The sequence below is a fragment of the Streptomyces sp. NPDC093984 genome, assembly GCF_044764595.1.
Classification (GTDB): Bacteria; Actinomycetota; Actinomycetes; order Streptomycetales; family Streptomycetaceae; genus Streptomyces; species Streptomyces cynarae.
In genome coordinates, this window is the sequence record NZ_JBIWIM010000006.1 from 492,851 (window position 1) to 516,950 (window position 24,100).

Below are 24,100 nucleotides of genomic sequence, written 5' to 3' on the forward strand. Positions count from 1 at the left end.
CCGAACAATGGCAGCAGGACGAGAGCGGCGCGCGGAAGCCGAGACGTTCACGGCCCGGTTGAAGAAGCAGTGGCACCGGGCCCGCACCGGCGTGCGCCGATCCGCCGTGGACTACTTCCGCGGGGACGGCTCGGACTGGGTCGCGCTGGCCGGCCTGCTGCTGATGATCCCGCTGATCGCGGCGGTCACCCTGGCCGACCCCGTCTGGTGCTCACCGGCCTTCCTGGTCCTCCCCATCGTCGCCGGCGGCCTGCTGCTGCGCCCCTCCAGCCTGCTCGGCCTGTACGCCGCCGCCGCGACCGCGCTGATCGTCGAGTCCCTCAAACTCGGCCCCTACACCGAGGGGCCGTCCCGGGTCACCCCGGGCATCGTGCTCGTGGTCGCGGCCTGCGGCTTCTTCGGCCTGCTGATCGCGCAGTTCCGCAGCCGGGTCGGGGTGCCGTGGCGGCGCGGCGGGACCATGCTCTTCGACCTGCGGGAACGCATCCGGGTCCAGAGCAAGCTGCCGAAGCTGCCGCTGGGCTGGCACCGCGAGATGGCGCTCAGACCGGCCGGCGGGCAGTCATTCTCCGGCGACTTCGTGGTGGCGGCCCGCACCAACGGCGGCCGCACACTGGAGGTCGTCCTCACCGACGTCTCCGGCAAGGGCATGGACGCCGGTTCACGCGCCCTGCTGCTGTCCGGGGCGTTCGGCGGACTGCTGGGATCGCTCCCACCGCACGCGTTCCTGCCCGCGGCGAACGGCTACCTCCTCCGCCAGGACTGGGACGAGGGGTTCGCGACCTCCATCCACCTGGTCCTGGACCTGGAGTCCGGCGACTACGAGCTCTACTCCGCCGGACACCCGCCGGGCCTGCAGCTCAGCGCGGGCACCGGGCGCTGGGAGGAGAAGGCGGCCGAAGGGCCGCTCCTCGGCGTCTACGACGGCGCCCAGTTCGACTCCGTGAAGGGCACGCTGCGCCCTGGCGACGTGCTGATGCTGTTCACGGACGGCCTGGTGGAGACGTCCGACCGCGACATCGTGGAAGGCATGGACCGCCTCATGGGCGAGGCCGACCGCTATGTCGCGGGCGGCTTCCGCGGCGCGGCCTGGCATCTCATCGAGGCGGTCGCGAAGGACGTGAACGACGACCGGGCACTGCTGCTGATCTGCCGGGAGGCGGCGACGGCGTCGGCGGTGCGCTGAGGAGGCGCGTCCGGGGGCGCGTCCGAGGGCGCGCCCGCGGTGGTCGGCGGTGTGTACTCCCTGCTCGGCCATGCCATATGTTGCGAAAGCAGAGTTAGGGGGAGCCTGTCATGTCGCTCATGACACCGGCCGAGGTCGAGGCCGTCGCCCGGGCCGCGCACTCCGCGCAGAAGGACAAGGCCGGACGGCCCTACGCCGAGCACCTCGCGGCCGTCGCCGAGGGCGTGCGCGCCCGCGGTGGGGGAGACGAACTCGTCGCCGCCGCCTGGCTGCACGACTCCCTGGAGGACGGCGCCCTCAGCGAGGAGTGGCTCGACACCGCTCCCTTGTCCGCCACGACGAAGGCCGTCGTACGGGCCGTCACCAAGCGGCCCGGTGAGGACCCGCAGGCGTACGCGCGACGCATCCTCGCCACCCCCGGCGCCCGTCTGGTGAAGGCCGCCGACCTCGCCCACAACGCGGATCCGAAGCGGCTCGCCGCCCTGGACGCCCCCACCGCGGAGCGGCTCACCCGCAAGTACGCCGCCATGCGGCGGTACCTCGGCATCAGCGCCGGTGATTGACGGCACGTCAGCAACGACGCCGGCAGAGGCGGTGCGCGCGGCGGCGGAGGCGCTGGCGACCCGGCACGACCTCCAGTCGATGCTGGTCCAGATCCGCAAGGCCCGCCGCGACCTGTCGGTCCCACCCCACTTCGAAGGGCCGGGCGTACCGTACGCGTTCGTGCTGGGCGCGGAGGAGGTAGGGGCCATGCCGGGCGACAGGGCCCGCCGCACGCCCCTGCGGGAGTCCCCGATCCCCCTGGGCCCGAGGACGAGGCCGGCGCTGTACTACCCGTTGCCGGCGGACCCGGGGGACCTGTCGGGGTGGCAGGACTTCGAGCGGCTCATGCGGCACCTGAAGGGAGACCCGACCCGGTAGGGTCCGGGCACCATCACCTACCGCCACCACCACGGCGCGCCCAACTCCCGTGCGCTGTCGCGGTGGAGGGTGAGATGTCGGTGTGGAATCACCTGCGAACACGATGTGTGGGCTTGGAAACGATCACCGCCGATCCGCTGTACGGGTACCGTGCGATTCCCTTGCGCCGCAGCGGTGTTGACCGCGGCGGACTGCTCCTCGCCGTGACGAGTTGCCGCCAAGGTGGTCGACGATGCCTCAGTGGCCGCATAGGGCGGGCCGGTTGGTGGCACGATGGTTCTGGCGGGGTGTGCAGGGGACGGCGCCCCGGGCCGGGAGAGCGGACCGACCGAGGGTGTGATCAGTTGTGGCGATTTCGCTGTCAGTGGTGCTGCTGTTGGCGATCATCCTGGTGGTGATGATCAGAGGGGGCTCGATCAAGGCCGGACCGGCGATCGTGGCGATCCTCTTCGGCTTCTTCCTGGCCTCCACCGGCATGGCTCCGTCCATCAACCGCTTTCTGAACTCGATAGCGGACACGATCAACTCGATCCGCTTCTGAGCGGACGGGACCACGCCCGGCATCGGTCGGCTCGGCTCTGTGCGGAGCCGGGCTGGTCCGGTCCGGGCGACTTCGGTGACGGCCGCACCGGCAGATGAGCCACCGATCGCCGACCGGCCCGCGACCTGGGCGCGGCGCGCCCGGACGTGCCGTTCCGCGCTCTTTGCAAGTTGTTGGCGCCCTTCCCTGTTCAGCGCCCCCATGGCGGATGGGTACGCTCCCCGGCAGTCTCCGGTGATCAGTACCGGGGCGCCGGATCGCGCGGCGCGGTCTTGGACGCCGCGGTCTTGGACGGCGCGGTCCGGGAGAAGGAGGGGGACGATGGTCTACCTACTGCTGACTGCGCCAGCGGTCGGGTTCATCGTGGCGGCCGTGACGATCGTGCTGTACGCCGTGAACGGGGCCGCACGGCTGCGGGCCGGAGGCGCAGCTGATAGAGGCGGCGGCTACGAGACGTGCGGGCAGCGTGCGCGGCCAGGCACGCGCCTGCACGCGCTTCGCTCGGCGAATCCAGGGGCGTTCCACCGGCACGCCGGCGCCTGGTCGAGAAGGGCCGGAAGCCGAGCGGGGAACGAGATCGCGACGGGATCGCAAGCCGAGGGGCACTCGGGGGACACGCCGGACTGAACAGACCCTCCGGAAACGATCAGGGCCAGGTCGGAGGAGTGATCCTCCGACCTGGCCCTGAGCCGTTCAGAGCGGGCGACGGGAATCGAACCCGCGTAGCTAGTTTGGAAGACTAGGGCTCTACCATTGAGCTACGCCCGCAACACGACGCGCCGCAGGTCACCGACCGCGGCACAGAAGGCATCGTAGCGGGTCGCCCGCCTCGTAGGCCAACGCGTCGGGGCTTGCACACGCCCGCGAACAAACCGGCCGACTCGGCCGGTCCGGGCATGTACCCTACGTGTCGCACCAGACGGGGTGTGGCGCAGCTTGGTAGCGCGTCCGCTTTGGGAGCGGAAGGCCGTGGGTTCAAATCCCGCCACCCCGACCACCGGCCCGGCACGGCCCGGCGCCGATCCGCGTGATCGCCTTTGGGGGCGCTCAGTGCCTGCGGTTACTATGCAAGCTGCGCGCCCGTGTGTCTGCACTGCCATGTCTCTCAGGGCAGGGGCCCGCGAATCCGCCGAAGGCATGCCCGCCCCTCCGGGTGGCGCAGGCTCGGCAGAACCCCAAGAAGTCAGCCACAAGGAGACCGAACCGTGAAGAGCGCCGTGGAGACCCTGAACCCGACCCGGGTTCGGCTCACTGTTGAGGTGCCCTTCGAGGAGCTCAAGGACAGCCTCGACGCGGCGTACAAGAAGATCAACCAGCAGGTCACGGTGAAGGGCTTCCGCAAGGGCAAGATCCCCGCCCGGGTCATCGACCAGCGGTTCGGTCGCGGCGCCGTGCTGGAGGAGGCCGTCAACGACGCGCTCCCGAAGTTCTACACCGAGGCGGTCAACGAGGCCGAGCTGAACCCGCTGGGCCAGCCCGAGGTCGACATCACGGAGCTGAAGGACAACGAGCTGCTGTCCTTCACCGCCGAGGTCGACGTCCGCCCGACCATCGAGATCCCGGACTACTCCGGCATCGAGGTCGAGGTCGACGCCGTCGAGGTCACCGACGAGGACATCGAGAAGTCGGTCCAGCAGCTGCGCGACCGCTTCGCGTCCACCTCCCCGGTCGAGCGCGCCGCCGAGGACGGCGACGTCGTCACGATCGACCTGGAGGCCAAGGTCGACGGCGAGGTCCTCGAGGACGGCGTCGCCAAGGACGTCTCCTACACGATCGGCTCCGGTGAGCTGCTGGACGGTATCGACGACGCCGTGAAGGGCCTGTCGGCCGGCGAGGAGGCCACCTTCACCTCCGAGCTGAAGGGCGGCTCGGCGGCCGGCCGGGAGGCCGAGGTGACGGTCAAGGTCACCCAGGTCGCCGCCCGGGAACTGCCGGAGCTCGACGACGAGTTCGCGCAGCTCGCGTCCGAGTTCGACACGCTGGAGGAGCTGAAGGCGGACAGCCGCAAGCGCCTGGCGAACATGAAGCAGTACGACCAGGCCACGCAGGCCCAGGAGCGCGTCCTGGACAAGCTGCTCGAGCTGGTCGAGGTCCCGGTCCCCGAGAAGCTCCTCGAGGACGAGATCAACACCCGTAAGCACAACCTCGAGCACCACCAGCTCGCCCAGATGGGTCTGACCCTCGACCGGTACCTGGAGATCCAGGGCAAGACCGCCGAGGAGTTCGAGACCGAGACGCGCGAGGCCGCGATCAAGGGCATCAAGACCCAGTTCGTCCTCGACGAGCTGGTCAACAAGGAGAAGCTCAACGTCAACCAGGAGGAGCTCACCGAGCACCTCATGCGGCGCGCGGCCTCCTCCGGCATGTCCCCCGACCAGTTCGCCCAGGCGGTCGTCGAGGGCGGCCAGGTCCCGATGCTGGTCGGCGAGGTCGCCCGCGGCAAGGCCCTGGCGCTGGTCGTCGAGGCCGCGACGGTCAAGGACACCAACGGCGAGATCGTCGACCTGGACGACGAGGAGGAGTCGGAGGAGGCCGAGACCTCCACGGACGCCTCCGCCGAGGCCACCGAGGCCACCGAGGAGAAGCCGGAGGCGTAACCTCCCTCGCTACAGCAGCACGGGCCCCGGGCGCACAGCGCGCTTCGGGGCCCGTCGCCATATGCGCACGGCCGGCAGCCGCCTGGAAACCGCCGGGAACCGGTCGGCCCCGGCGAGGGGTGCGCCCGAAAGGGGCGGGGGAACCGCGCGAGCAACCCACCACAGGCCCACACCGGCGCGACGACGGCACCCTTCACGGCGACAATGGACCCGGGGCCCGGGGCGGAGCCCCGCGACGGCGGACCCGACACCGGGCCCCCGCAACCAGGCCCCGCAACCAGGCCCCGGCACCACCCTCGGCTCACCCCGCGGAGCGCATGCGCTCACAGCGAACAGCCCCCTATGCGGGATTCCCCGAAGGGACCCGCGCGTTAGGGTCCATGAATACGAGGGCAGGGGAGTCCCCGAAGCCGCCCCGCAGGGGGTCGGACGGGGTCCCACGCCCCAGCAGGACACGTGAGACGGCCCCGTGCCGTCGTAAGACGAGCAGGTGGATACGTGACGAATCTGATGCCCTCCGCCGCCGGCGAGCCTTCCATCGGTGGCGGCCTCGGCGACCAGGTCTACAACCGGCTGCTCAACGAGCGGATCATCTTCCTCGGCCAGCCGGTGGACGACGACATCGCGAACAAGATCACCGCACAGCTGCTGCTCCTTGCCTCCGACCCGGACAAGGACATTTACCTGTACATCAACAGCCCGGGCGGCTCGATCACGGCCGGCATGGCGATCTACGACACCATGCAGTACATCAAGAACGACGTCGTGACGATCGCCATGGGCATGGCGGCCTCCATGGGGCAGTTCCTGCTCAGCGCGGGCACCCCGGGCAAGCGCTTCGCCCTGCCCAATGCCGAGATCCTGATCCACCAGCCCTCGGCCGGCCTCGCCGGCTCCGCGTCGGACATCAAGATCCACGCCGAGCGGCTTCTGCACACCAAGAAGCGCATGGCCGAGCTGACCGCCTTCCACACCGGCCAGTCGGTCGAGCAGATCACCCGGGACTCGGACCGCGACCGCTGGTTCGACGCCCAGGAGGCCAAGGAGTACGGCCTGATCGACGAGGTCATCACCACCGCTGCCGGCATGCCGGGCGGCGGAGGCACCGGGGCGGGCTCGTAAGGGCTCACCGGGTCCGCTCGAGGCCCGACGGCCGCCCAGGCGGACCGTGAGCCTCCTACGAGGCCCGGAAGGCCTGCCTAGCCGGGCAGCCGGTCCGGTCGGCCCCTCGGACGGTCCAGCCCGACCCGGCCGGCCCGCCCGGGCACGTGAGGGCTCCCGGTCCCCGGCACGGCCGCAAGGCCCTCCAGGGGCCCACCAGGCGCCCACGGACCCCGGAGCCGGTCCCAGGCCCGGCAGCAGCCGCAGCGGCCGTACAGGACCCACAAGGACCCGAACAGCCCCCAGCGCCCCTCCAGCCCCCAGCCACCGCCCCAGCCCCCTTCAGGAGACACCGTGAACGACTTCCCCGGCAGCGGCATCTACGACCGTACGCGCGCCGAGTACACCGGCCCCGCGGCCGAGTCCCGCTACGTCATCCCGCGCTTCGTCGAGCGCACCTCGCAGGGCATCCGCGAGTACGACCCGTACGCGAAGCTCTTCGAGGAGCGCGTGATCTTCCTCGGCGTCCAGATCGACGACGCCTCCGCCAACGACGTCATGGCGCAGCTGCTGTGCCTGGAGTCGATGGACCCCGACCGTGACATCTCGGTCTACATCAACAGCCCCGGCGGCTCCTTCACCGCGCTCACGGCCATCTACGACACGATGCAGTTCGTGAAGCCGGACATCCAGACGGTCTGCATGGGCCAGGCCGCCTCCGCCGCCGCCGTGCTGCTGGCCGCGGGCACCCCGGGCAAGCGCATGGCGCTGCCGAACGCCCGTGTGCTGATCCACCAGCCCTACAGCGAGACCGGCCGCGGCCAGGTCTCCGACCTGGAGATCGCCGCCAACGAGATCCTCCGGATGCGGACCCAGCTGGAGGAGATGCTGGCCAAGCACTCCACCCAGCCGATCGAGAAGATCCGCGAGGACATCGAGCGCGACAAGATCCTCACGGCCGAGGACGCGTTGCAGTACGGCCTGATCGACCAGATCATCTCGACCCGGAAGATGAACAACACCGAGATCCGCTGACTCGAATCCACGTGATTCGTCACCGGACCTGTATCGTCTGCCGCCCCTTGGCAGGGTTTGACCCGGCTCACGTCGAGCGAACCGTGCCAAGGGGGGCCCGAACGAGGGGCCCGGCAAGGTACCGTCGACATAAGGCAGCACCAGGAGCCGCTGGACGTAAGGCGTCTCCCAGGCGAAGGGGAAGCACACCGTGGCACGCATCGGTGACGGCGGCGATCTGCTCAAGTGCTCGTTCTGCGGCAAGAGCCAGAAGCAGGTCAAGAAGCTCATCGCAGGCCCCGGTGTGTACATCTGCGACGAGTGCATCGATCTCTGCAACGAGATCATCGAGGAGGAGCTCGCCGAGACGAGCGAGGTGCGCTGGGAGGAGCTCCCCAAGCCCCGCGAGATCTACGAGTTCCTCGAGGGGTACGTGGTCGGCCAGGAGGCGGCCAAGAAGGCCCTGTCCGTCGCGGTGTACAACCACTACAAGCGGGTCCAGGCCGGTGAGAACGGCGGCGCCCAAGGCCGCGACGACGCCATCGAGTTGGCCAAGTCGAACATCCTGCTGCTGGGCCCCACGGGCTCCGGCAAGACGCTGCTCGCCCAGACCCTGGCCCGCATGCTGAACGTCCCGTTCGCGATCGCCGACGCGACCGCGCTGACGGAGGCGGGGTATGTCGGCGAGGACGTCGAGAACATCCTGCTGAAGCTCATCCAGGCCGCCGACTACGACGTCAAGAAGGCCGAGACGGGCATCATCTACATCGACGAGATCGACAAGGTGGCCCGCAAGAGCGAGAACCCGTCGATCACCCGGGACGTGAGCGGCGAGGGCGTCCAGCAGGCCCTGCTGAAGATCCTGGAGGGCACGACGGCCTCGGTCCCGCCGCAGGGCGGTCGCAAGCACCCGCACCAGGAGTTCATCCAGATCGACACGACGAACGTGCTGTTCATCGTGGGCGGCGCGTTCGCGGGCCTGGAGAAGATCATCGAGTCCCGGGCGGGGGCGAAGGGCATCGGCTTCGGCGCCACCATCCGCTCGAAGCGCGAACTGGAGGCGAAGGACCAGTTCGAGGACGTCATGCCCGAGGACCTGGTGAAGTTCGGGATGATCCCCGAGTTCATCGGCCGTCTCCCGGTCATCACCTCGGTCCACAACCTCGACCGCAAGGCCCTGCTGCAGATCCTTGTCGAGCCGCGTAACGCGCTGGTGAAGCAGTACCAACGGCTCTTCGAACTCGACGGTGTGGAACTGGACTTCGAACGCGAGGCCCTCGAGGCGATCGCCGACCAGGCGATCCTGCGCCAGACGGGCGCCCGGGGTCTGCGCGCCATCATGGAGGAGGTCCTCCAGGCGGTGATGTACGAGGTCCCGTCCCGCAAGGACGTGGCCCGCGTCGTCATCACGGCCGACGTGGTGCTCCGCAACGTCAACCCCACCCTGATCCCGCGGGACGCGCGCGGGCGCGGCCCGGGCGAGCAGAAGACGGCGTAGCCACCGCTCGGCACAGGAGCCGACCCCCGGGCTCGGCACGAGCCGACCCCCGGACGAGGAAGGGGCCCCGGTCATCCGACCGGGGCCCCTTCACCGTTGCGGCGCAGCGCGTCAGGCCTTGACGCGCACGTCGTCGCGGAGCTTGCGGGTGATGTCGGCCGCGGTGTCCTTCGACACGTCGGCCGCATTGTTGCCGGGGGAGACCATGGCCATCGTGCTGTAGTCGGCCCAGGCGCAGAACCAGTCGGTCTGCTGCTGCTTGGTGAGCTGGTTGGTCCCCTTGGCCTCCTGGCACTTCATGACCGCGCCGTCGATGTCGACCGACTCGGGCTCGCCGACCAGTTCGCTCTTGCCCGCGGCACTGCTGCCGGACGAGTTCTTCTGGAATTCCTTCTTGATCTGGGCGAAGTACGCGTCCAGGGACGCCTTCGGATCGGCGATCTTGCCGTAGGCCCCGATGAGCGTGACGCCCTTGGCCGTGAGCAGCTTGGACTTGTCCGGCAGGGTGGAGGGATCGTTCGGGTCGTACTTGCTGAGGTCGGCCGTCGAGTAGGCGCCGTAGACGGCGGTGCCGTTCTTGATGCCGCTCTTCTCCAGATCCTTGACGGTGCTGGAGCTGGTGTCGCTGGTGTCGCTCTCCTTGGTCGCCCGGTTGTACTCGCCGAGCACCTTCTGCGGCGTCGTCAGCTTGTGGGGGCCGTCGTCCGCGAGACCGGACGACCCACCACCGCCGATGACGAAGTACGCCCCCACCGCGATCGCCGCCACCACCGCCACCGCGCCGATGATCAGCCCCGTCTTCTTCCCGCCGCCCCCTGGGACCGGCGGCTGCGGGACGCCGTAGGGCTGCTGCTGGCCGTAGGGCGGCTGGCCGTACGGAGGCTGCTGCTGGCCGTACGGGTTCTGCTGGGGCGGGGCGGCCGGCGGGGTCTGCGGGGGGTAGCCGTAGCCGGGCGCCGGCGGGGTCTGCTGGGGGTAGCCGTAGCCGGGCTGGGGCTGGGGGGCCTGCGGCGGCCGGCCGTAGGGGCCCGGCTGACCGTACGGCCCCGGCTGCCCCTGCCCCTGCCCCGGCTGACCGTACGGTCCGGGCTGCTGGGGCTGCCCGCCGTACGGGCCCGGCTGGTTGTAGCTCATGTTCTGGGTTCCCCTCCAGACGCTTATGTGGCCCTGACATCCTGGCGCAGGCCGGGGAGCGCCGGGTCGCCGGGGAGCTCGCCGTTACGAAAGAATCGTGTTTCGGGACGGGGCCGTGACACCTCTAAACTGACCCCCGTGACCGAGAACGCTCAGCAGCAGCCATCAGCGCCCCACACCGAACTGCCGACCCAGTACGCGCCGGCCGATGTAGAGGGGCCGCTGTACGAGCGCTGGGTAGAGCGCGGTTACTTCGAGGCCGACGAGAAGAGCGACAAGCCGCCGTACACCATCGTCATCCCGCCGCCGAACGTCACCGGCTCCCTCCACCTGGGGCACGCCTTCGAGCACACCCTCATCGACGCCCTGACCCGCCGCAAGCGCATGCAGGGCCACGAGACGCTGTGGCAGCCGGGCATGGACCACGCCGGTATCGCCACGCAGAACGTGGTCGAGCGCGAGCTCGCGAAGGAGGGCAAGTCCCGGCACGACCTGGGCCGCGAGGCCTTCGTCGAGCGCGTCTGGCAGTGGAAGGCCGAGTCCGGCGGGCAGATCTCCGGGCAGATGCGGCGCCTCGGCGACGGCGTCGCCTGGTCCCGCGAGCGGTTCACCATGGACGAGGGCCTCTCCCAGGCCGTCCAGACCATCTTCAAGCGCCTCTACGACGACGAGCTCATCTACCGCGCCGAGCGCATCATCAACTGGTGTCCGCGCTGCCTGACCGCCATCTCGGACATCGAGGTGGAGTACCAGGACGACGACGGCGAGCTCGTCTCGATGAAGTACGGAGACGGGGACGACACCATCGTCGTCGCCACCACCCGCGCCGAGACGATGCTCGGTGACACCGCCGTCGCCGTCCACCCCGACGACGAGCGCTACAAGCACCTGGTCGGCAAGCTGGTCAAGCTGCCGCTCACCGACCGCTCCATCCCGGTCGTCGCGGACGAGCATGTCGACCCCGAGTTCGGCACCGGCGCCGTCAAGGTCACCCCGGCCCACGACCCGAACGACTTCGAGATCGGCCAGCGCCACGGCCTGCCCGCCATCACCGTGATGGACGAGCACGCCGTCATCACCGCGCACGGCCCCTTCCAGGGCCTGGACCGCTTCGAGGCCCGCTCCGCGATCGTCGCCGCCCTGCGTGCCGACGGCCGGATCGTCGCCGAGAAGCGCCCGTACGTCCACTCCGTGGGCCACTGCTCGCGCTGCAAGACCACCATCGAGCCGCGCCTGTCCATGCAGTGGTGGGTCAAGGTCGGGCCGCTCGCGAAGGCCGCCGGTGACGCGGTCCGCGAGGGCAAGGTCAGGATCCACCCGCAGGAGATGGAGAAGCGGTACTTCGACTGGGTCGACAACCTCCACGACTGGTGCATCTCACGCCAGTTGTGGTGGGGCCACCGCATCCCGGTCTGGTACGGGCCGGACGGCGAGGTCGTCTGCGTCGGCCCGGACGAGGAGCCGCCGAGCGGCGAGGGCTGGCGCCAGGACACCGACGTCCTCGACACCTGGTTCTCCTCCGGCCTGTGGCCCTTCTCCACGCTGGGCTGGCCCGAGCAGACCGAGAGCCTGAAGAAGTTCTATCCGAACTCCGTCCTGGTCACCGGCTACGACATCCTCTTCTTCTGGGTCGCCCGGATGATGATGTTCGGCCTGTACGCGATGGACGGCACCCCGCCGTTCCACACCATCGCCCTGCACGGCATGGTCCGCGACCAGTTCGGCAAGAAGATGTCGAAGTCCTTCGGCAACGCGGTCAACCCGCTGGACTGGATGGACAAGTACGGCTCGGACGCGCTCCGGTTCACCCTGGCCCGTGGCGCCAACCCGGGTGTCGACGTCCCGATCGGCGAGGACTGGGTCCAGGGGTCCCGCAACTTCGCCAACAAGATCTGGAACGCGACCCGCTTCGCGCTGATGAACGGCGCGACGGTCGAGGGCCCGCTGCCCTCGACCGAGAAGATGTCGGCCACCGACCGCTGGATCCTGTCCCGGCTGAACTCGGTCGTCGCCGAAGTCGACGCCTTCTACGACGACTTCCAGTTCGCCAAGCTGTCCGACGCCCTCTTCCACTTCGCGTGGGACGAGGTCTTCGACTGGTACGTCGAGCTGTCCAAGACCACGTTCCAGGCGGGCGGCGAGGCGGCCGAGGTCAGCAAGCGGGTCCTCGGCGAGGTCCTGGACGTCACGCTGAAGCTGCTGCACCCGATCGTGCCGTTCGTCACCGAGACGCTGTGGACCACCCTCACGGGCGGTGAGTCGGTCGTCATCGCGGACTGGCCCAAGGCTGTGTCTGTTCCTGGTGCTGACGCACCGGGCGGGTTCCGTGACGCCGCGGCGGAGAAGGAGATCGAGACCCTCCAGTCGGTGATCACCGAGGTCCGCCGCTTCCGCGCCGACCAGGGCCTCCAGCCCGGTCAGCGGGTTCCGGCGCGGCTGAGCCTCGAGGGCACCGCGCTCGCCCCGCACGAGGCGGCCATCCGGCAGCTGCTGCGACTGCAGCCCGAGGGTGAGGGCTTCACGGCCACGGCCACCCTGCCGGTCGCGGGGGCCACGGTCGCGCTGGACCTGTCGGGCACGATCGACGTGGCGGCGGAGCGGAAGCGGCTCGCGAAGGACCTGGCCGCCGCGGAGAAGGAGAAGGCGCAGGCCGACGGCAAGCTCGGCAACGAGGCGTTCCTCGCCAAGGCGCCGGACCACGTCGTGGAGAAGATCCGTACGCGGCTCGCCAAGGCGGAGGAGGACATCGCCCGGATCCAGGCCCAGCTGGAGCGGTTGCCGCAGGCGTAGCGGTCCCGCGTGGCTGCGGGCAATCGTGCCTCCCCCAGAGCCTTAACGGCCTGGGGGACCGCCAGGGGCGGCACAGGTGGGCGCTGGGGGCGCGCCCCCTGCTCGAAGAGCTTGGGGGAGGCACCCGGCCGGCGCGGGGAAGCGGAATCCACTCCCTGGCACCCAAGGCCCCCGGAGCGTCACAGCTCCGGGGGCCTTGACGTCGGCTGTCACCGGTTCTCCGTAGACTGGCCCCGTGAGTGAGCTGCCCCCGCGTGACCCCAACGAGTCCGATCCCTTCGAGCAGATCGTCGAGGCCGAGACCGACCGCGATCCCGATCTCGCGGTGATCGAGGCCGGCAGCCGTACCCTGCGCACCCAGGGCGGCCCACCGCAGGCCGACGTGCCCACGCGGCCCGAGGACCCCGAGGTCGACAAGGCGCTGCGCGAGGTCGAGGCCGACCTGGCGACCCGCTGGGGCGAGACCAAGCTGGAGCCGTCCGTCAGCCGTATCTCCGCGCTGATGGACGTACTGGGGGAGCCGCAGCGCTCGTATCCCTCCATCCACATCACGGGCACCAACGGCAAGACCTCCACCGCACGCATGATCGAGGCCCTTCTCGGCGCCTTCGAGCTGCGCACCGGCCGGTACACGAGCCCGCACGTCCAGTCGATCACCGAGCGCATCAGCCTGGACGGCGCCCCGATCTCCGCTGAGCGGTTCGTCGAGACGTACCAGGACATCAAGCCGTACATCGAGATGGTCGACGCCTCGCAGGAGTACCGGCTGTCCTTCTTCGAGGTGCTCACGGGCATGGCGTACGCCGCCTTCGCGGACGCGCCCGTGGACGTCGCGGTCGTCGAGGTCGGCATGGGCGGCAGCTGGGACGCCACCAACGTGATCGACGGGGACGTCGCCGTCGTCACCCCCATCGACCTGGACCACACCGACCGGCTCGGCTCCACGCCCGGCGAGATCGCGGGGGAGAAGGCCGGGATCATCAAGTCCGACTCCACCGTCATCCTCGCCCAGCAGCCGGTCGACGCGGCCCAGGTGCTGCTGAAGAAGGCCGTGGAGGTGGACGCGACCGTCGCCCGCGAGGGGCTGGAGTTCGGGGTCGTGGCGCGGCAGGTCGCGGTCGGCGGGCAGCTCCTCACACTGCGCGGCCTGGGCGGCGAGTACGACGAGGTGTATCTGCCGCTGCACGGCGCCTACCAGGCCCACAACGCCGCCGTGGCGCTCGCCGCGGTGGAGGCGTTCTTCGGCGTCGGCTCCCAGCGCCCCGAGTCGCTGGACATCGACACGGTCCGCAAGGCCTTCGCGTCGGTGTCGTCCCCGGGCCGTCTGGAGGTCGTACGGCGCTCCCCGACGATCGTCCTGGACGCCGCCCACAACCCGGCGGGCGCCCGGGCCACCGCGGAGGCGGTGAGCGAGGCGTTCGACTTCAGCCGGCTGATCGGGGTCGTCGGGGCGAGCGGCGACAAGAACGTACGGGGGCTGCTCGAGGCCTTCGAGCCGATCTTCGCCGAGGTCGTGGTCACCCAGAACTCCAGCCACCGCGCGATGGACGCGGACGAACTGGCCGCGATCGCCGTGGAGGTCTTCGGCGAGGAGCGCGTCCAGGTCGAGCCGAGGCTGCCGGACGCGCTGGAGGCCGCGATCACGCTGGCCGAGGAGGAGGGGGAGTACGCGGGCGCCGGCGTGCTCGTCACCGGTTCCGTCATCACCGTCGGCGAGGCCCGGCTGCTGCTGGGGAAGGGCTGAGGTCTCGTGCGTACGCTGTGTGCTTCGACCCTGATCGGCGAGTTCTTCGTCATCGGTTTCGCCGCGCTGGTCGCCATGAAGGACCCGGGCCTGTCCACGGGCACGGTGTGGACGGTCAGCGGGATCGCGATGCTGCTCAGCATCCTGCTCTGCGGCATGATCACCCGGCCCGGCGGGGTCCAGCTGGGCTGGGCGCTGCAGATCGCACTGATCGCCTCCGGGTTCTTCGTACCGACGATGTTCTTCATGGGCGCGGTCTTCGCCGCGCTGTGGTGGGCCTCGGTCCACTACGGGCGGAAGATCGACGAGGCCAAGGCGAGATTCGCGGCCGAGGGCGGCCAGTAGCCCGTCCAGAGGTCCCCCGGCTCCGAGAGCCTGGGTGCATTCGGGGACGAGGCCGTTCGCGCCGAAAGCGGTGGTCCGGGGGGCGCGCCCCCCGGTCGGCCACCGCACCAGAGGGCACCTGACGCTGCGTAACGTCCACCCGGACCCGCCCTGTAACCTCTACGCACCGAAAACCTTGGTAAAGGAGCCCTCTCGTGACCTCGCGCACCCTCGTCCTCCTCAAGCCCGACGCCGTTCGTCGCGGGCTGATCGGCGAGATCATCGGCCGTATCGAGCGCAAGGCCGGCTGGACCATCAGCGCGCTGGACATGCGCACCCTGGACCAGGACACGCTGGAGCAGCACTACGGCGAGCACAAGGGCAAGCCGTTCTACGAGCCTCTGGTGGAGTTCATGGCCTCCGGTCCGGTCGTCGCGCTCGTCGTCGAGGGTGAGCGGGTCATCGAGGGCGTGCGCGCGCTGGCCGGTGCCACCGACCCCCTCGCCGCCACCCCGGGCTCCATCCGCGGCGATTTCGGTGTGATCGTCCGCGAGAACCTCATCCACGCCTCCGACTCCGAGGAGTCCGCCGAGCGCGAGCTGAAGATCTTCTTTCCCGGGCGCTTCTGAGTCCAAGAATGATGAACTTCCGAACCCGTCTTGTGGATGATTTCTGAGGGTTTGTCACCTCACCCGGATGCCGTAACGGCCCCGTCGGGATTCCCGGCCCCGGAAACCCCGTCGACCCTTGGCATATGCGGCGCGTTCGGGGGAACGGCTACCCCCGAACGCCCGTCTCCAGAAGCGAGGCGACGCGTCATCTGCTGACAATGGCGGAGACCCTCGCGCAGTGTTTCGTGCAGGCGAGACTACGATGTAAGCCTTCACGTCACAGCACCCACTTCGCCGCCCCAACGAAAGCTGTCCAACGCTCCACTTGGGAAGGCCAGACGAATCCTGATGGGGAACTCAATGTCGTTCATCGGCCGTGACATGGCTGTCGACCTCGGGACCGCCAACACGCTGGTGTACGTCAGGGGTCGCGGGATCGTACTCAACGAGCCGTCCGTCGTCGCGATCAACACCAACACCGGTGGCATCCTCGCGGTCGGCGCGGAAGCGAAGAAGATGATCGGCCGGACGCCGGGCAACATCGTGGCCGTGCGCCCGCTGAAGGACGGCGTGATCGCCGACTTCGAGATCACCGAGCGGATGCTCCGCTACTTCATCCTGAAGATCCACAAGCGGCGGTATCTGGCTCGTCCGCGGGTCGTCGTCTGTGTGCCGTCGGGCATCACGGGCGTTGAGCGCCGGGCCGTCATCGAGGCGTCCTCCCAGGCCGGCGCCCGCCAGGTGCACATCATCGAGGAGCCCATGGCCGCCGCCATCGGCTCCGGCCTGCCGGTCCACGAGGCCACGGGCAACATGGTGGTGGACATCGGCGGCGGCACCACGGAGGTCGCGGTCATCTCGCTCGGCGGCATCGTCACCGCCCAGTCCATCCGCGTCGCGGGCGACGAACTGGACAACGCGATCATCCAGTACGTCAAGAAGGAGTACTCGCTCCTCCTCGGTGAGCGGACGGCCGAGCAGATCAAGATCACGATCGGTTCGGCGTACGACCTCGACACTGACGAGCACACCGAAATCCGCGGCCGGGACCTGGTCTCCGGGCTGCCCAAGACCGTGGTCATCTCCGCGGCCGAGGTCCGCAAGGCCATCGAGGAACCGGTCAACGCGATCGTGGACGCGGTCAAGACGACCCTCGACAAGTGCCCGCCGGAGCTGTCCGGCGACGTCATGGACCGAGGGATCGTCCTCACCGGCGGCGGCGCCCTGCTGCGCGGCCTCGACGAGCGGCTGCGCCGGGAGACCGGCATGCCGATCCACATCGCCGAGGACCCGCTGGACAGCGTGGCGCTCGGCTCCGGCAAGTGCGTCGAGGAGTTCGAGGCGCTCCAGCAGGTGCTGGACGCCCAGCCCCGCAGATGACGCGACGCGCCGACTCCGCCGTACGAGACCATCTGTGCTCGTGCGGCGGATCGTTGATATAGAGGCATAAGCCCCGTATCGCCTCCAATCGAACCTCCCATCAAGACCTCCCACCGAACCTCCCATCCAGACCTCCCATCCCGAACCTCCCATCCGACGAGGAAGGCACGGCCGCCGCACGTGAGGGACACACGAGAGAGCCGGCTGCTCCTGGTGCTGCTGATCGCCATCGCGTTCGCTCTGATCACGGTGGACATCCGCGGTGGCCAGGACTCACCGGTCGAAGGTGCCCGCCAGGCCGCCGCCACGGTCTTCGGCCCGATCGAGAACGGGGTGTCGTCCGCCGTCGACCCCGTCGGCAACGCGATCGCGGCCGTACGCGACTCCGGCAGCCGGCACGACCGCATCGCCCAACTGGAGCGCGACAACGCGGCCTTGAAGGCGAAGCTGGGCAGCGACGACCGCAACCGCAGCCGGCTCAAGCAGCTCGACAAGATGATCCGGGTGGCGGGCGAGGGCCAGTACGGCATCAAGGGCGCGGAAGTCATCGGGATAGGAGCGGCCCAGGGCTTCTCCTGGACCGTCACCATCGACGTGGGCGCGAACGACGGCATCCGGCGCGACATGACCGTCCTCAACGGCGACGGGCTGGTCGGCCGAGTCACCACCGTCGGCCCCGACACCTCGACGGTCCTGCTGGCCAACGACCCGGACTTCACTGTCGGCACCCGCATGGAGGGCAGCGACGAACTCGGTTTCGCCTCCGGGCAGGGCGACCGCCCGCTGCGCGTGCAGCTCCTCAACGCCAAGGCGGACGTGAAGAAGGGCGATCGTCTGGTCACCTTCGGTTCCGAGGCCGACAAGCCGTTCGTGCCGGGCGTCCCGGTCGGCGTGGTCTCCCGGGTCGACCCCTCCGGCGGCGACCTGACCCGCACGATCTACGTGACCCCGTTCGTGTCCTTCACCAAGCTCGATGTCGTCGGCGTCGTCGTCCAGGCGCCGAAGAAGGACCCGCGCGACACCGTCCTGCCACCGAAGCCGCAGCCGACGCCCACGCCGACCGTGACCGTCACCGTCACCCCCTCGGCCTCCGCCGACGGCGGGCAGCAGACGCCCTAGGAGCCGAACCTGATGCGCCTCAACCGGATGCTGCTCGCCACCCCCCTGGTCCTCGTCGCCCTGGTGATCCAGGTGAGCGTCCTCGCCCGTCTGCACCTGCCCGGCGCCGTCCCGGACCTGGTGCTGCTGACCGTCGTCGGCCTCGCCCTCGTCTACGGCCACGTCGGCGGCTGCCTCGTCGGCTTCGGCGCGGGCCTGCTCTCCGACCTGGCTCCGCCCGCCGACCACGCCGCCGGCCGCTACGCCCTCGTGCTGTGCGTCATCGGCTACCTGGCCGGACTCGCCAAGCCGGAGAACGGCCGTCTGAAGTCCGCCAGCGGCCCCATGGTCGTGGTGGTCGCCGCCGCTATCGGCTCCACCCTGCTGTACGCGGGCGTGGGCGCCCTCGTCGGTGACACCGCCGCCCGCCATGTGGGCCTGCCGAGCCTGCTGTTCACCGCCGCGCTGTACGACCTGCTGCTCGCGCCCTTCGTGGTGCCCGGGATCATGGCCCTGGCCCGCCGCGCCGACAACGACCCGCTCGCCGAGACCAACTCCGCCAAGGCGGCCGACGTCTCCTCCGGCTGGCTGTCCTCCGGCACCGGGCTGCGCATCGGCAGCCAGCGCAGCGGCCTGAGGGTCAGAGCCGTCAAGGCCCGGGTGGCCCGCGCGGGACGCATCAAGGGGGTCAAGCGGCTGTGACGACAGGACCTGGGCCGCACAGGTCGACCGTGTACTCGTATGACCCGTACGTGCGCTGAGAGGGGGCGGCAGCAGTGACCAACGCCCACCCGTCGCCCACCACCACCCTCAACGGAATGGGCTGCGCCCATGACTAACATTCCCGAGACCGGGCGGACTCCACGTGTCCAGATCCGGCTCGTCGTCATCCAGATCCTCGTCTTCTCCCTCCTCGGCACCCTCGGCAGCCGCCTGTGGTACCTGCAGATCCGAGAGGGCGCCCAGTACCAGAAGGAGGCGTCCGGCAACCACGTACAGCAGGTCGTCCAGCCCGCCGTACGCGGTGAGATCCTGGACGCGCGAGGCGTCCCGCTCGCCGACAACGAGACCAAGCTCGTCGTCTCCGCCTCCCGCACCGACCTGATGAAGATGAAGGACGGCGGCAAGGCCGTCCTGACCAAGCTGGCCGGCGTGCTGGGCATGAAGCCCCAGGACGTGATGGAGAAGGTCCGGCTGTGCGACGCCAAGACGCCCCAGCCCTGCTGGAACGGCTCCCCGTACCAGCCCATCCCCATCACCGACGAGGCCACGCCCCGGCAGGCCCTGCAGATCCGTGAGCGCTCCGAGGACTTCCCCGGCATCACCGCCGAGCCGGAGGCCGTGCGCCGCTACCCGAGCCCCGGCGACGCCAACACCGCGCAGGTGCTCGGCTACCTCTCGCCGGTCACGGACCAGGAGATCCAGCAGGCGAAGAACACCGACTCCCCGTATCTGCGCTCCGACATGGTCGGCCGCTCCGGCCTCGAGCGCCAGTACGACCAGGAGCTTCGCGGCAAGGCCGGCGTCACCCGCTACGAGGTCGACAACCTCGGCCGTGTCATCGGCACGGCCGAGTCGGACGCCGCCGAACCGGGCTCCAACCTGGTCACCAGCATCGACGCCCGGGTGCAGCGGGTCGCCGAGTACGAGCTGGACCGGGCGATGAAGGTAGCCCGCACCCAGTTCGACAAGAACACCGGGGAGAACTACAAGGCCGACTCCGGTGCCGTCGTCGTGATGGAGGCCAAGACGGGCCGCGTCGTCGCCATGGCGTCCGCCCCGACGTACGACCCGAACGTGTGGGTCGGCGGGATCTCCGCCAAGGACTACAAGAAGCTCACCGGCAAGGACTCCGACTACCCGCTGCTCAACCGGGCCATCCAGGGCCAGTCCGCGCCCGGCTCCACCTTCAAGGTGGTCTCCACGGCCGCCGCGATCCAGGCCGGCTACGACTTCGACGGCCACTACCCGTGCACCAGCTCCTACTCGGTCGGCGGCCAGGTCTTCAAGAACTTCGAAGGGGAGAACTTCGGCCCGATCTCCCTCGGCCGCGCCCTGGAGGTCTCCTGCGACACCGTCTTCTACGGCCTCGCGGACAACGAGTGGAAGAAGGACGGCGGCATCAACCCCAAGAAGGGGCAGCCCAAGGACTGGTTCTTCAAGACCGCCCACCAGTTCGGCCTCGGCAAGCCCACCGGCATCGACCTGCCCAACGAGGTCTCCGGCCGAGTCCCCGACCGCGAGTGGAAGCAGAAGTACTGGGAGGCCAACAAGGACGCCTGGTGCAAGACCGGCAAGAAGGACGGCAGTTACGTCGAGAAGATCGCGTACGAGAACTGCCTCGAGGGCAACAAGATGCGCGAGGGCGATGAGATCAACTACTCCATCGGCCAGGGCGACACCCTCCTGACCCCGATCCAGGAGGCCGTCATGTACTCGGCGATCGCCAACGGCGGCACGCTGTGGGACCCGACCATCGGCAAGGCGATCATCAGCCCCGACGGCAAGAAGGTCACCGAGATCAAGCCCAAGTCGCACGGCAGGCTGCCGATCGACGCCAAGACGCGGGACGTCATGGAGGAGGCCCTCGCGGGCGTCGTCACCCGCGGTACCGCCGCCTGGAAGTTCGGCGGCTGGCCGCAGGACAAGATCCCGCTGCACGCCAAGACCGGTACCGCCGAGGTCTACGGCAAGCAGACCACGTCCTGGCTGGCCACCTTCTCCAAGGACTACGCGGTCGTGATGACGATCTCCCAGGCCGGTACCGGTTCCGGCGCCTCCGGTGAGGCCGTCCACAACATCTACAACGCCCTGTACGGCGTCCAGTCCGACGGCTCGATCGACAAGAAGAAGGCGCTGCTGTACACCCCGCAGCAGGGCCTGCCCAAGATCCAGCCCGACGGCTCGATCGTCGCCCCCAAGATCGAGAAGTACGACCCGAACGCCAACCAGGCCAGCCCGTCGCCCGGGCAGACGGCGCCCACCGACAGCCCGCCGGCCACCGCCCCGTCGCCGACCGCCAGCAACCGCGACACTCGACGGCGTACGGGCCGCCCGAAGAAGAGGCGGAGGATCCTCACGTGACCGGAGTGAACAACTTCTCCGTCTCCGGGTACGGGCCCGAGCGGGCCGGCTGGACGCGGATCTTCGCCCGCGACGGCCTGGCCCGCCGCCTCGACTGGCCGATACTGCTGTCGGCCCTGGCCCTGTCCCTGATCGGTACGGCCCTCGTCTACTCGGCCACCCGCAACCGCACCGAGATCAACCAGGGCGACCCGTACTACTTCCTGATCCGGCACCTGATGAACACCGGCATCGGGATCGCCCTGATGATCGGCACGATCTGGCTCGGCCACCGCACCCTGCGCACCGCCGTGCCGATCCTGTACGGCATCTCGTTGTTCATGGTGCTGCTGGTGCTCACTCCGCTCGGCGCCACCATCAATGGAAACCGCAACTGGATCGTCTTCGGCGGCGGCTTCTCCCTCCAGCCCTCCGAGTTCGTGAAGATCACGATCATCCTGGGCATGGCGATGCTGCTCGCGGCCCGGGTCGACGCCGGCGACAAGCCGTACCCCGACCACCGGACCGTGGCGCAGGCCCTGGGCCTGGCCGCCGTCCCCATGATGATCGTCATGCTCATGCCGGACCTCGGCTCGACGATGGTCATGGCGGTCATCGTGCTGGGCGTGCTGCTGGCCTCCGGCGCCTCCAACCGCTGGATCTTCGGCCTGCTCACCGCGGGCGCCGTCGGCGCGATCGCCGTCTGGCAGCTCCACATCCTGGACGAGTACCAGATCAACCGCTTCGCCGCCTTCGCCAACCCCGACCTGGACCCCTCGGGCGTCGGCTACAACACCAACCAGGCACGCATCGCGATCGGCTCCGGCGGACTGACCGGCGCGGGACTGTTCCACGGCTCCCAGACCACGGGCCAGTTCGTGCCCGAACAGCAGACCGACTTCGTCTTCACGGTCGCGGGGGAGGAGTTGGGCTTCCTCGGCGCCGGACTGATCCTCGTCCTGCTCGGCGTCGTCCTGTGGCGGGCCTGCCGCATCGCCCGCGAGACGACCGAGCTGTACGGCACGATCGTCGCCGCCGGCATCATCGCCTGGTTCGCCTTCCAGTCCTTCGAGAACATCGGCATGACCCTCGGCATCATGCCGGTCGCGGGCCTGCCACTGCCGTTCGTGTCCTACGGCGGTTCCTCGATGTTCGCCGTCTGGATGGCGGTGGGACTGCTGCAGTCGATCCGGGTGGAGCGGCCGATGTCGGCGTAGGCCTCCGGCGGTTGGGCCGGTCGTCAGGTGTGGGCTGGTGGTCCGGTGTGGGCTGGTGGTCCGGTGTGGGCTGGTGGTCCGGTGTGGGCTGGTCGTTTGGTGCGGGCTGGTGGTCCGGTGCGGGCCGGTCGCGCCGGCCGTCCCTGGGGCTGCGCCCCCAGACCCCCGATCGGCCTGAACGGCCTCGCCTCGGACTCTCGCCCCACTCGACTTCGCTCGAGCGGGGCCCCACGGCGGGCTCAGTGGCACCCCTGCCATCCCGCACCGATTCCCACTAGATTCGCGTCATGGCGGACACCAAGCGCGAGATCGAGCGCAAGTACGAGGCCGCAGCCGACGACCAACTGCCCGACCTGACCGGCGTCGCGGGAGTCTCGGCCGTCATCGACAAGGGCGTCGCCGAACTCGACGCCACCTACTACGACACGGCCGACGAACGCCTGGCCCGCGCCCGTCTGACCCTGCGCCGCCGCACCGGAGGCGACGACGCCGGCTGGCACCTCAAGCTGCCGGTCGCCGACGGCGTCCGCGACGAGATCCGCGCCCCGCTCTCCGACACCGTCCCCCGCTCCCTGGCCGCCCTCGTCCGCTCCCGCGTCCGCGACACCCCGCTCATCCCCCTCGTACGCCTGCGCTCCGCCCGCCACGTCCGCCACCTCGTCGACGCCGACGGCGCCCTGCTCGCCGAGGTCAGCCTCGACCACGTCCGCGCCGAGCGGCTCACCGGCGGCACCGGCACCGCCGCCTGGACCGAGATCGAGGTCGAACTCGCGGACGACGGCGACCCCCGCTTCCTCGACAAGGTCGAGAAGAGACTCCGCAAGGCCGGAGTGCGCCGCTCACCGTCCCACTCCAAGCTCGCCAGGGCACTGCAGGAGACCGGCGGGCGCACCGCGACCGGTGAGCAGCCCCCACCGGCCACCGCGGGCGACCACGTCCTCGCCTACGTCCGCGCCCAACGGGACGCGATCGTGGCCCTCGACCCCGCGGTACGCCAGGACGTCTTCGACTCCGTGCACGCCCTGCGCGTGGCCATCCGCCGGCTGCGCAGCACACTCCGCTCCTACGCCAAGGTCCTCGACCCCGCCGTCACCACCCCGATCGCCGACGAGCTGAAATGGCTGGCCGGCGAGCTGGGCGTGGACCGCGACCAGGAGGTGCTGACCGAACGCCTGACGGCCGCCGTCACCGCACTGCCCCGCCACCTGGTCGTCGGCCCGGTCCGCGGCCGGCTGCGCACCTGGTCCCACGCGGGGCGCGGCGGCTCCCGGCGCCGGCTGATCGCGGTCCTGGACGGCGAGCGCTACCTGCGGCTGCTGGACGCGCTGGACGCCCTGATCGCCGACCCGCCCCTGCTGAAGGCGGCCGCCGGGAAACCGTCCAAGGTGATCGCCAAAGCCGTACGGAAGGACGTCCGCAAGGTCGCCGACCTGATCGGCCGCGCCCTGGACCAGCCACCGGGCACCGACCGCGACCTCGCCATCCACGAGGCCCGCAAGAAGGCCAAGCGCACCCGGTACGCCGCCGAGGCCGCCGCACCCGCCCTGGGCGGACCCGCCGCATCCCTGGCCACGGCGATGAAGTCCCTGCAGACCCTGCTCGGCGACCACCAGGACAGCGTGATGGCCCGGATCGCCCTGCGGGAGCTGTCGGAACAGGCACACACGGCGGGGGAGAACGCGTTCACCTACGGCGTGCTGTACGGCCGCGAGGAACAGCGGGCGGCAGCGGCGGAGGCGGCGCTGCCGGAGCTGTGGCAGGCGGTGGAGGCGGAAGCCGACGTCTGACTGGCCGTTCTCTATCCGGTCGTGCGCTCGGTCTGGTTCGAACGGGGTCCTGGATCGAGTGACTTGTGGGCTGGTGGGGCATAGAGGAAGGGCC

19 protein-coding genes and 2 tRNA genes are annotated in these 24,100 nt (G+C 69.8%); 19 read left to right on the forward strand and 2 right to left on the reverse strand.

Translation table 11 applies throughout. The annotated features are described in order from the left end of the window. Positions 1-7: 7 nt before the first annotated feature. From ACIRC0_RS24145 to ACIRC0_RS24160, 4 genes are all read left to right on the forward strand, one after another. Positions 8-1,186, forward strand: a complete 1,179-nt coding sequence (locus tag ACIRC0_RS24145; RefSeq protein WP_403619003.1) for a PP2C family protein-serine/threonine phosphatase — start codon at positions 8-10, stop codon at positions 1,184-1,186. Between the two features lie 110 nt (positions 1,187-1,296). Continuing rightward, positions 1,297-1,749 carry an HD domain-containing protein gene (locus tag ACIRC0_RS24150; RefSeq protein WP_403619005.1) on the forward strand — a complete coding sequence of 151 codons (453 nt, stop codon included), beginning with the start codon at positions 1,297-1,299 and terminating at the stop codon, positions 1,747-1,749. Then, on the forward strand, positions 1,649-2,107 hold the full coding sequence (locus ACIRC0_RS24155; RefSeq protein ID WP_403619101.1) for a DUF6177 family protein: 459 nt from the start codon (positions 1,649-1,651) through the stop codon (positions 2,105-2,107). Before ACIRC0_RS24150 ends, ACIRC0_RS24155 begins: the two co-directional genes overlap by 101 nt. A 346-nt stretch (positions 2,108-2,453) precedes the next feature. Next, positions 2,454-2,648, forward strand: coding sequence for a hypothetical protein (locus ACIRC0_RS24160; RefSeq protein ID WP_388566933.1), 195 nt, complete (start codon positions 2,454-2,456; stop codon positions 2,646-2,648). A gap of 697 nt (positions 2,649-3,345) precedes the next feature. Here the strand turns inward: ACIRC0_RS24160 and ACIRC0_RS24165 are convergent. Further along, positions 3,346-3,416 (reverse strand) — tRNA-Gly (locus ACIRC0_RS24165). A gap of 152 nt (positions 3,417-3,568) precedes the next feature. Here ACIRC0_RS24165 and ACIRC0_RS24170 point away from each other — a divergent pair. The 5 genes from ACIRC0_RS24170 to clpX all read left to right on the forward strand — a co-directional run bounded on the left by ACIRC0_RS24170 (position 3,569) and on the right by clpX (position 8,858). Further along, a tRNA-Pro gene (locus ACIRC0_RS24170) sits at positions 3,569-3,645 on the forward strand. A gap of 208 nt (positions 3,646-3,853) precedes the next feature. Further along, positions 3,854-5,245, forward strand: coding sequence for a trigger factor (tig, locus tag ACIRC0_RS24175; protein ID WP_403619008.1), 1,392 nt, complete (start codon positions 3,854-3,856; stop codon positions 5,243-5,245). Between the two features lie 510 nt (positions 5,246-5,755). Then, on the forward strand, positions 5,756-6,367 hold the full coding sequence (locus tag ACIRC0_RS24180) for an ATP-dependent Clp protease proteolytic subunit (protein WP_181139167.1): 612 nt from the start codon (positions 5,756-5,758) through the stop codon (positions 6,365-6,367). A 333-nt stretch (positions 6,368-6,700) separates the two neighbouring features. Then, complete coding sequence (locus ACIRC0_RS24185; RefSeq protein ID WP_403619011.1) at positions 6,701-7,381, forward strand: ATP-dependent Clp protease proteolytic subunit; 681 nt, start codon at positions 6,701-6,703, stop codon at positions 7,379-7,381. Between the two features lie 190 nt (positions 7,382-7,571). Beyond that, complete coding sequence (clpX, locus tag ACIRC0_RS24190; protein ID WP_200417377.1) at positions 7,572-8,858, forward strand: ATP-dependent Clp protease ATP-binding subunit ClpX; 1,287 nt, start codon at positions 7,572-7,574, stop codon at positions 8,856-8,858. Between the two features lie 111 nt (positions 8,859-8,969). On the opposite strand, the gene ACIRC0_RS24195 is transcribed toward clpX, so the two are convergent. Next, positions 8,970-9,992 (reverse strand): hypothetical protein, encoded by a 1,023-nt coding sequence (locus ACIRC0_RS24195; protein WP_403619014.1) that lies wholly within the window; start codon positions 9,990-9,992, stop codon positions 8,970-8,972. A gap of 138 nt (positions 9,993-10,130) precedes the next feature. Between ACIRC0_RS24195 and ACIRC0_RS24200 the strand changes: the two genes are divergently transcribed. The 10 genes from ACIRC0_RS24200 (at position 10,131) to ACIRC0_RS24245 (ending at position 24,006) form a co-directional block, all read left to right on the forward strand. Further along, positions 10,131-12,782 carry a valine--tRNA ligase gene (locus ACIRC0_RS24200; RefSeq protein ID WP_403619017.1) on the forward strand — a complete coding sequence of 884 codons (2,652 nt, stop codon included), beginning with the start codon at positions 10,131-10,133 and terminating at the stop codon, positions 12,780-12,782. Between the two features lie 235 nt (positions 12,783-13,017). Further along, positions 13,018-14,526, forward strand: coding sequence for a bifunctional folylpolyglutamate synthase/dihydrofolate synthase (locus ACIRC0_RS24205; protein WP_403619020.1), 1,509 nt, complete (start codon positions 13,018-13,020; stop codon positions 14,524-14,526). A gap of 6 nt (positions 14,527-14,532) precedes the next feature. Further along, a complete protein-coding gene (locus ACIRC0_RS24210) occupies positions 14,533-14,871 on the forward strand; it encodes a DUF4233 domain-containing protein (protein WP_403619022.1) in 339 nt (112 codons plus the stop codon). Positions 14,872-15,065: 194 nt separating this feature from the next. After that, on the forward strand, positions 15,066-15,479 hold the full coding sequence (gene ndk, locus ACIRC0_RS24215) for a nucleoside-diphosphate kinase (RefSeq protein WP_200417372.1): 414 nt from the start codon (positions 15,066-15,068) through the stop codon (positions 15,477-15,479). Positions 15,480-15,821: 342 nt separating this feature from the next. Continuing rightward, complete coding sequence (locus tag ACIRC0_RS24220) at positions 15,822-16,841, forward strand: rod shape-determining protein (RefSeq protein WP_103845224.1); 1,020 nt, start codon at positions 15,822-15,824, stop codon at positions 16,839-16,841. 180 nt (positions 16,842-17,021) lie between these two features. Next, positions 17,022-17,960, forward strand: coding sequence for a rod shape-determining protein MreC (gene mreC, locus ACIRC0_RS24225; protein WP_403619026.1), 939 nt, complete (start codon positions 17,022-17,024; stop codon positions 17,958-17,960). A 12-nt stretch (positions 17,961-17,972) separates the two neighbouring features. Then, on the forward strand, positions 17,973-18,641 hold the full coding sequence (gene mreD / locus ACIRC0_RS24230) for a rod shape-determining protein MreD (protein WP_403619029.1): 669 nt from the start codon (positions 17,973-17,975) through the stop codon (positions 18,639-18,641). 129 nt (positions 18,642-18,770) lie between these two features. After that, positions 18,771-21,023 (forward strand): penicillin-binding protein 2, encoded by a 2,253-nt coding sequence (mrdA, locus tag ACIRC0_RS24235; protein WP_403619032.1) that lies wholly within the window; start codon positions 18,771-18,773, stop codon positions 21,021-21,023. Continuing rightward, positions 21,020-22,219, forward strand: a complete 1,200-nt coding sequence (rodA, locus tag ACIRC0_RS24240; protein ID WP_403619034.1) for a rod shape-determining protein RodA — start codon at positions 21,020-21,022, stop codon at positions 22,217-22,219. The genes mrdA and rodA overlap by 4 nt, the downstream gene beginning before the upstream one ends. 287 nt (positions 22,220-22,506) lie before the next feature. Further along, the gene (locus tag ACIRC0_RS24245; protein ID WP_403619037.1) at positions 22,507-24,006 is read left to right on the forward strand and encodes a CHAD domain-containing protein; all 1,500 of its coding nucleotides are present in this window, start codon (positions 22,507-22,509) and stop codon (positions 24,004-24,006) included. Positions 24,007-24,100 lie beyond the last annotated feature (94 nt).

Bases quoted from the DNA above. Each gene is read 5' to 3' on its own strand.
- ACIRC0_RS24195 (WP_403619014.1), bottom strand. From the start codon at position 9,992: ATGAGCTACAACCAGCCGGGCCCGTACGGCGGGCAGCCCCAGCAGCCC.
- ACIRC0_RS24180 (WP_181139167.1), top strand. From the start codon at position 5,756: ATGCCCTCCGCCGCCGGCGAGCCTTCCATCGGTGGCGGCCTCGGCGAC.
- ACIRC0_RS24145 (WP_403619003.1), top strand. From the start codon at position 8: ATGGCAGCAGGACGAGAGCGGCGCGCGGAAGCCGAGACGTTCACGGCC.
- ACIRC0_RS24220 (WP_103845224.1), top strand. From the start codon at position 15,822: ATGTCGTTCATCGGCCGTGACATGGCTGTCGACCTCGGGACCGCCAAC.
- mreD (WP_403619029.1), top strand. From the start codon at position 17,973: ATGCGCCTCAACCGGATGCTGCTCGCCACCCCCCTGGTCCTCGTCGCC.
- ACIRC0_RS24245 (WP_403619037.1), top strand. From the start codon at position 22,507: ATGGCGGACACCAAGCGCGAGATCGAGCGCAAGTACGAGGCCGCAGCC.
- mrdA (WP_403619032.1), top strand. From the start codon at position 18,771: ATGACTAACATTCCCGAGACCGGGCGGACTCCACGTGTCCAGATCCGG.
- ACIRC0_RS24150 (WP_403619005.1), top strand. From the start codon at position 1,297: ATGTCGCTCATGACACCGGCCGAGGTCGAGGCCGTCGCCCGGGCCGCG.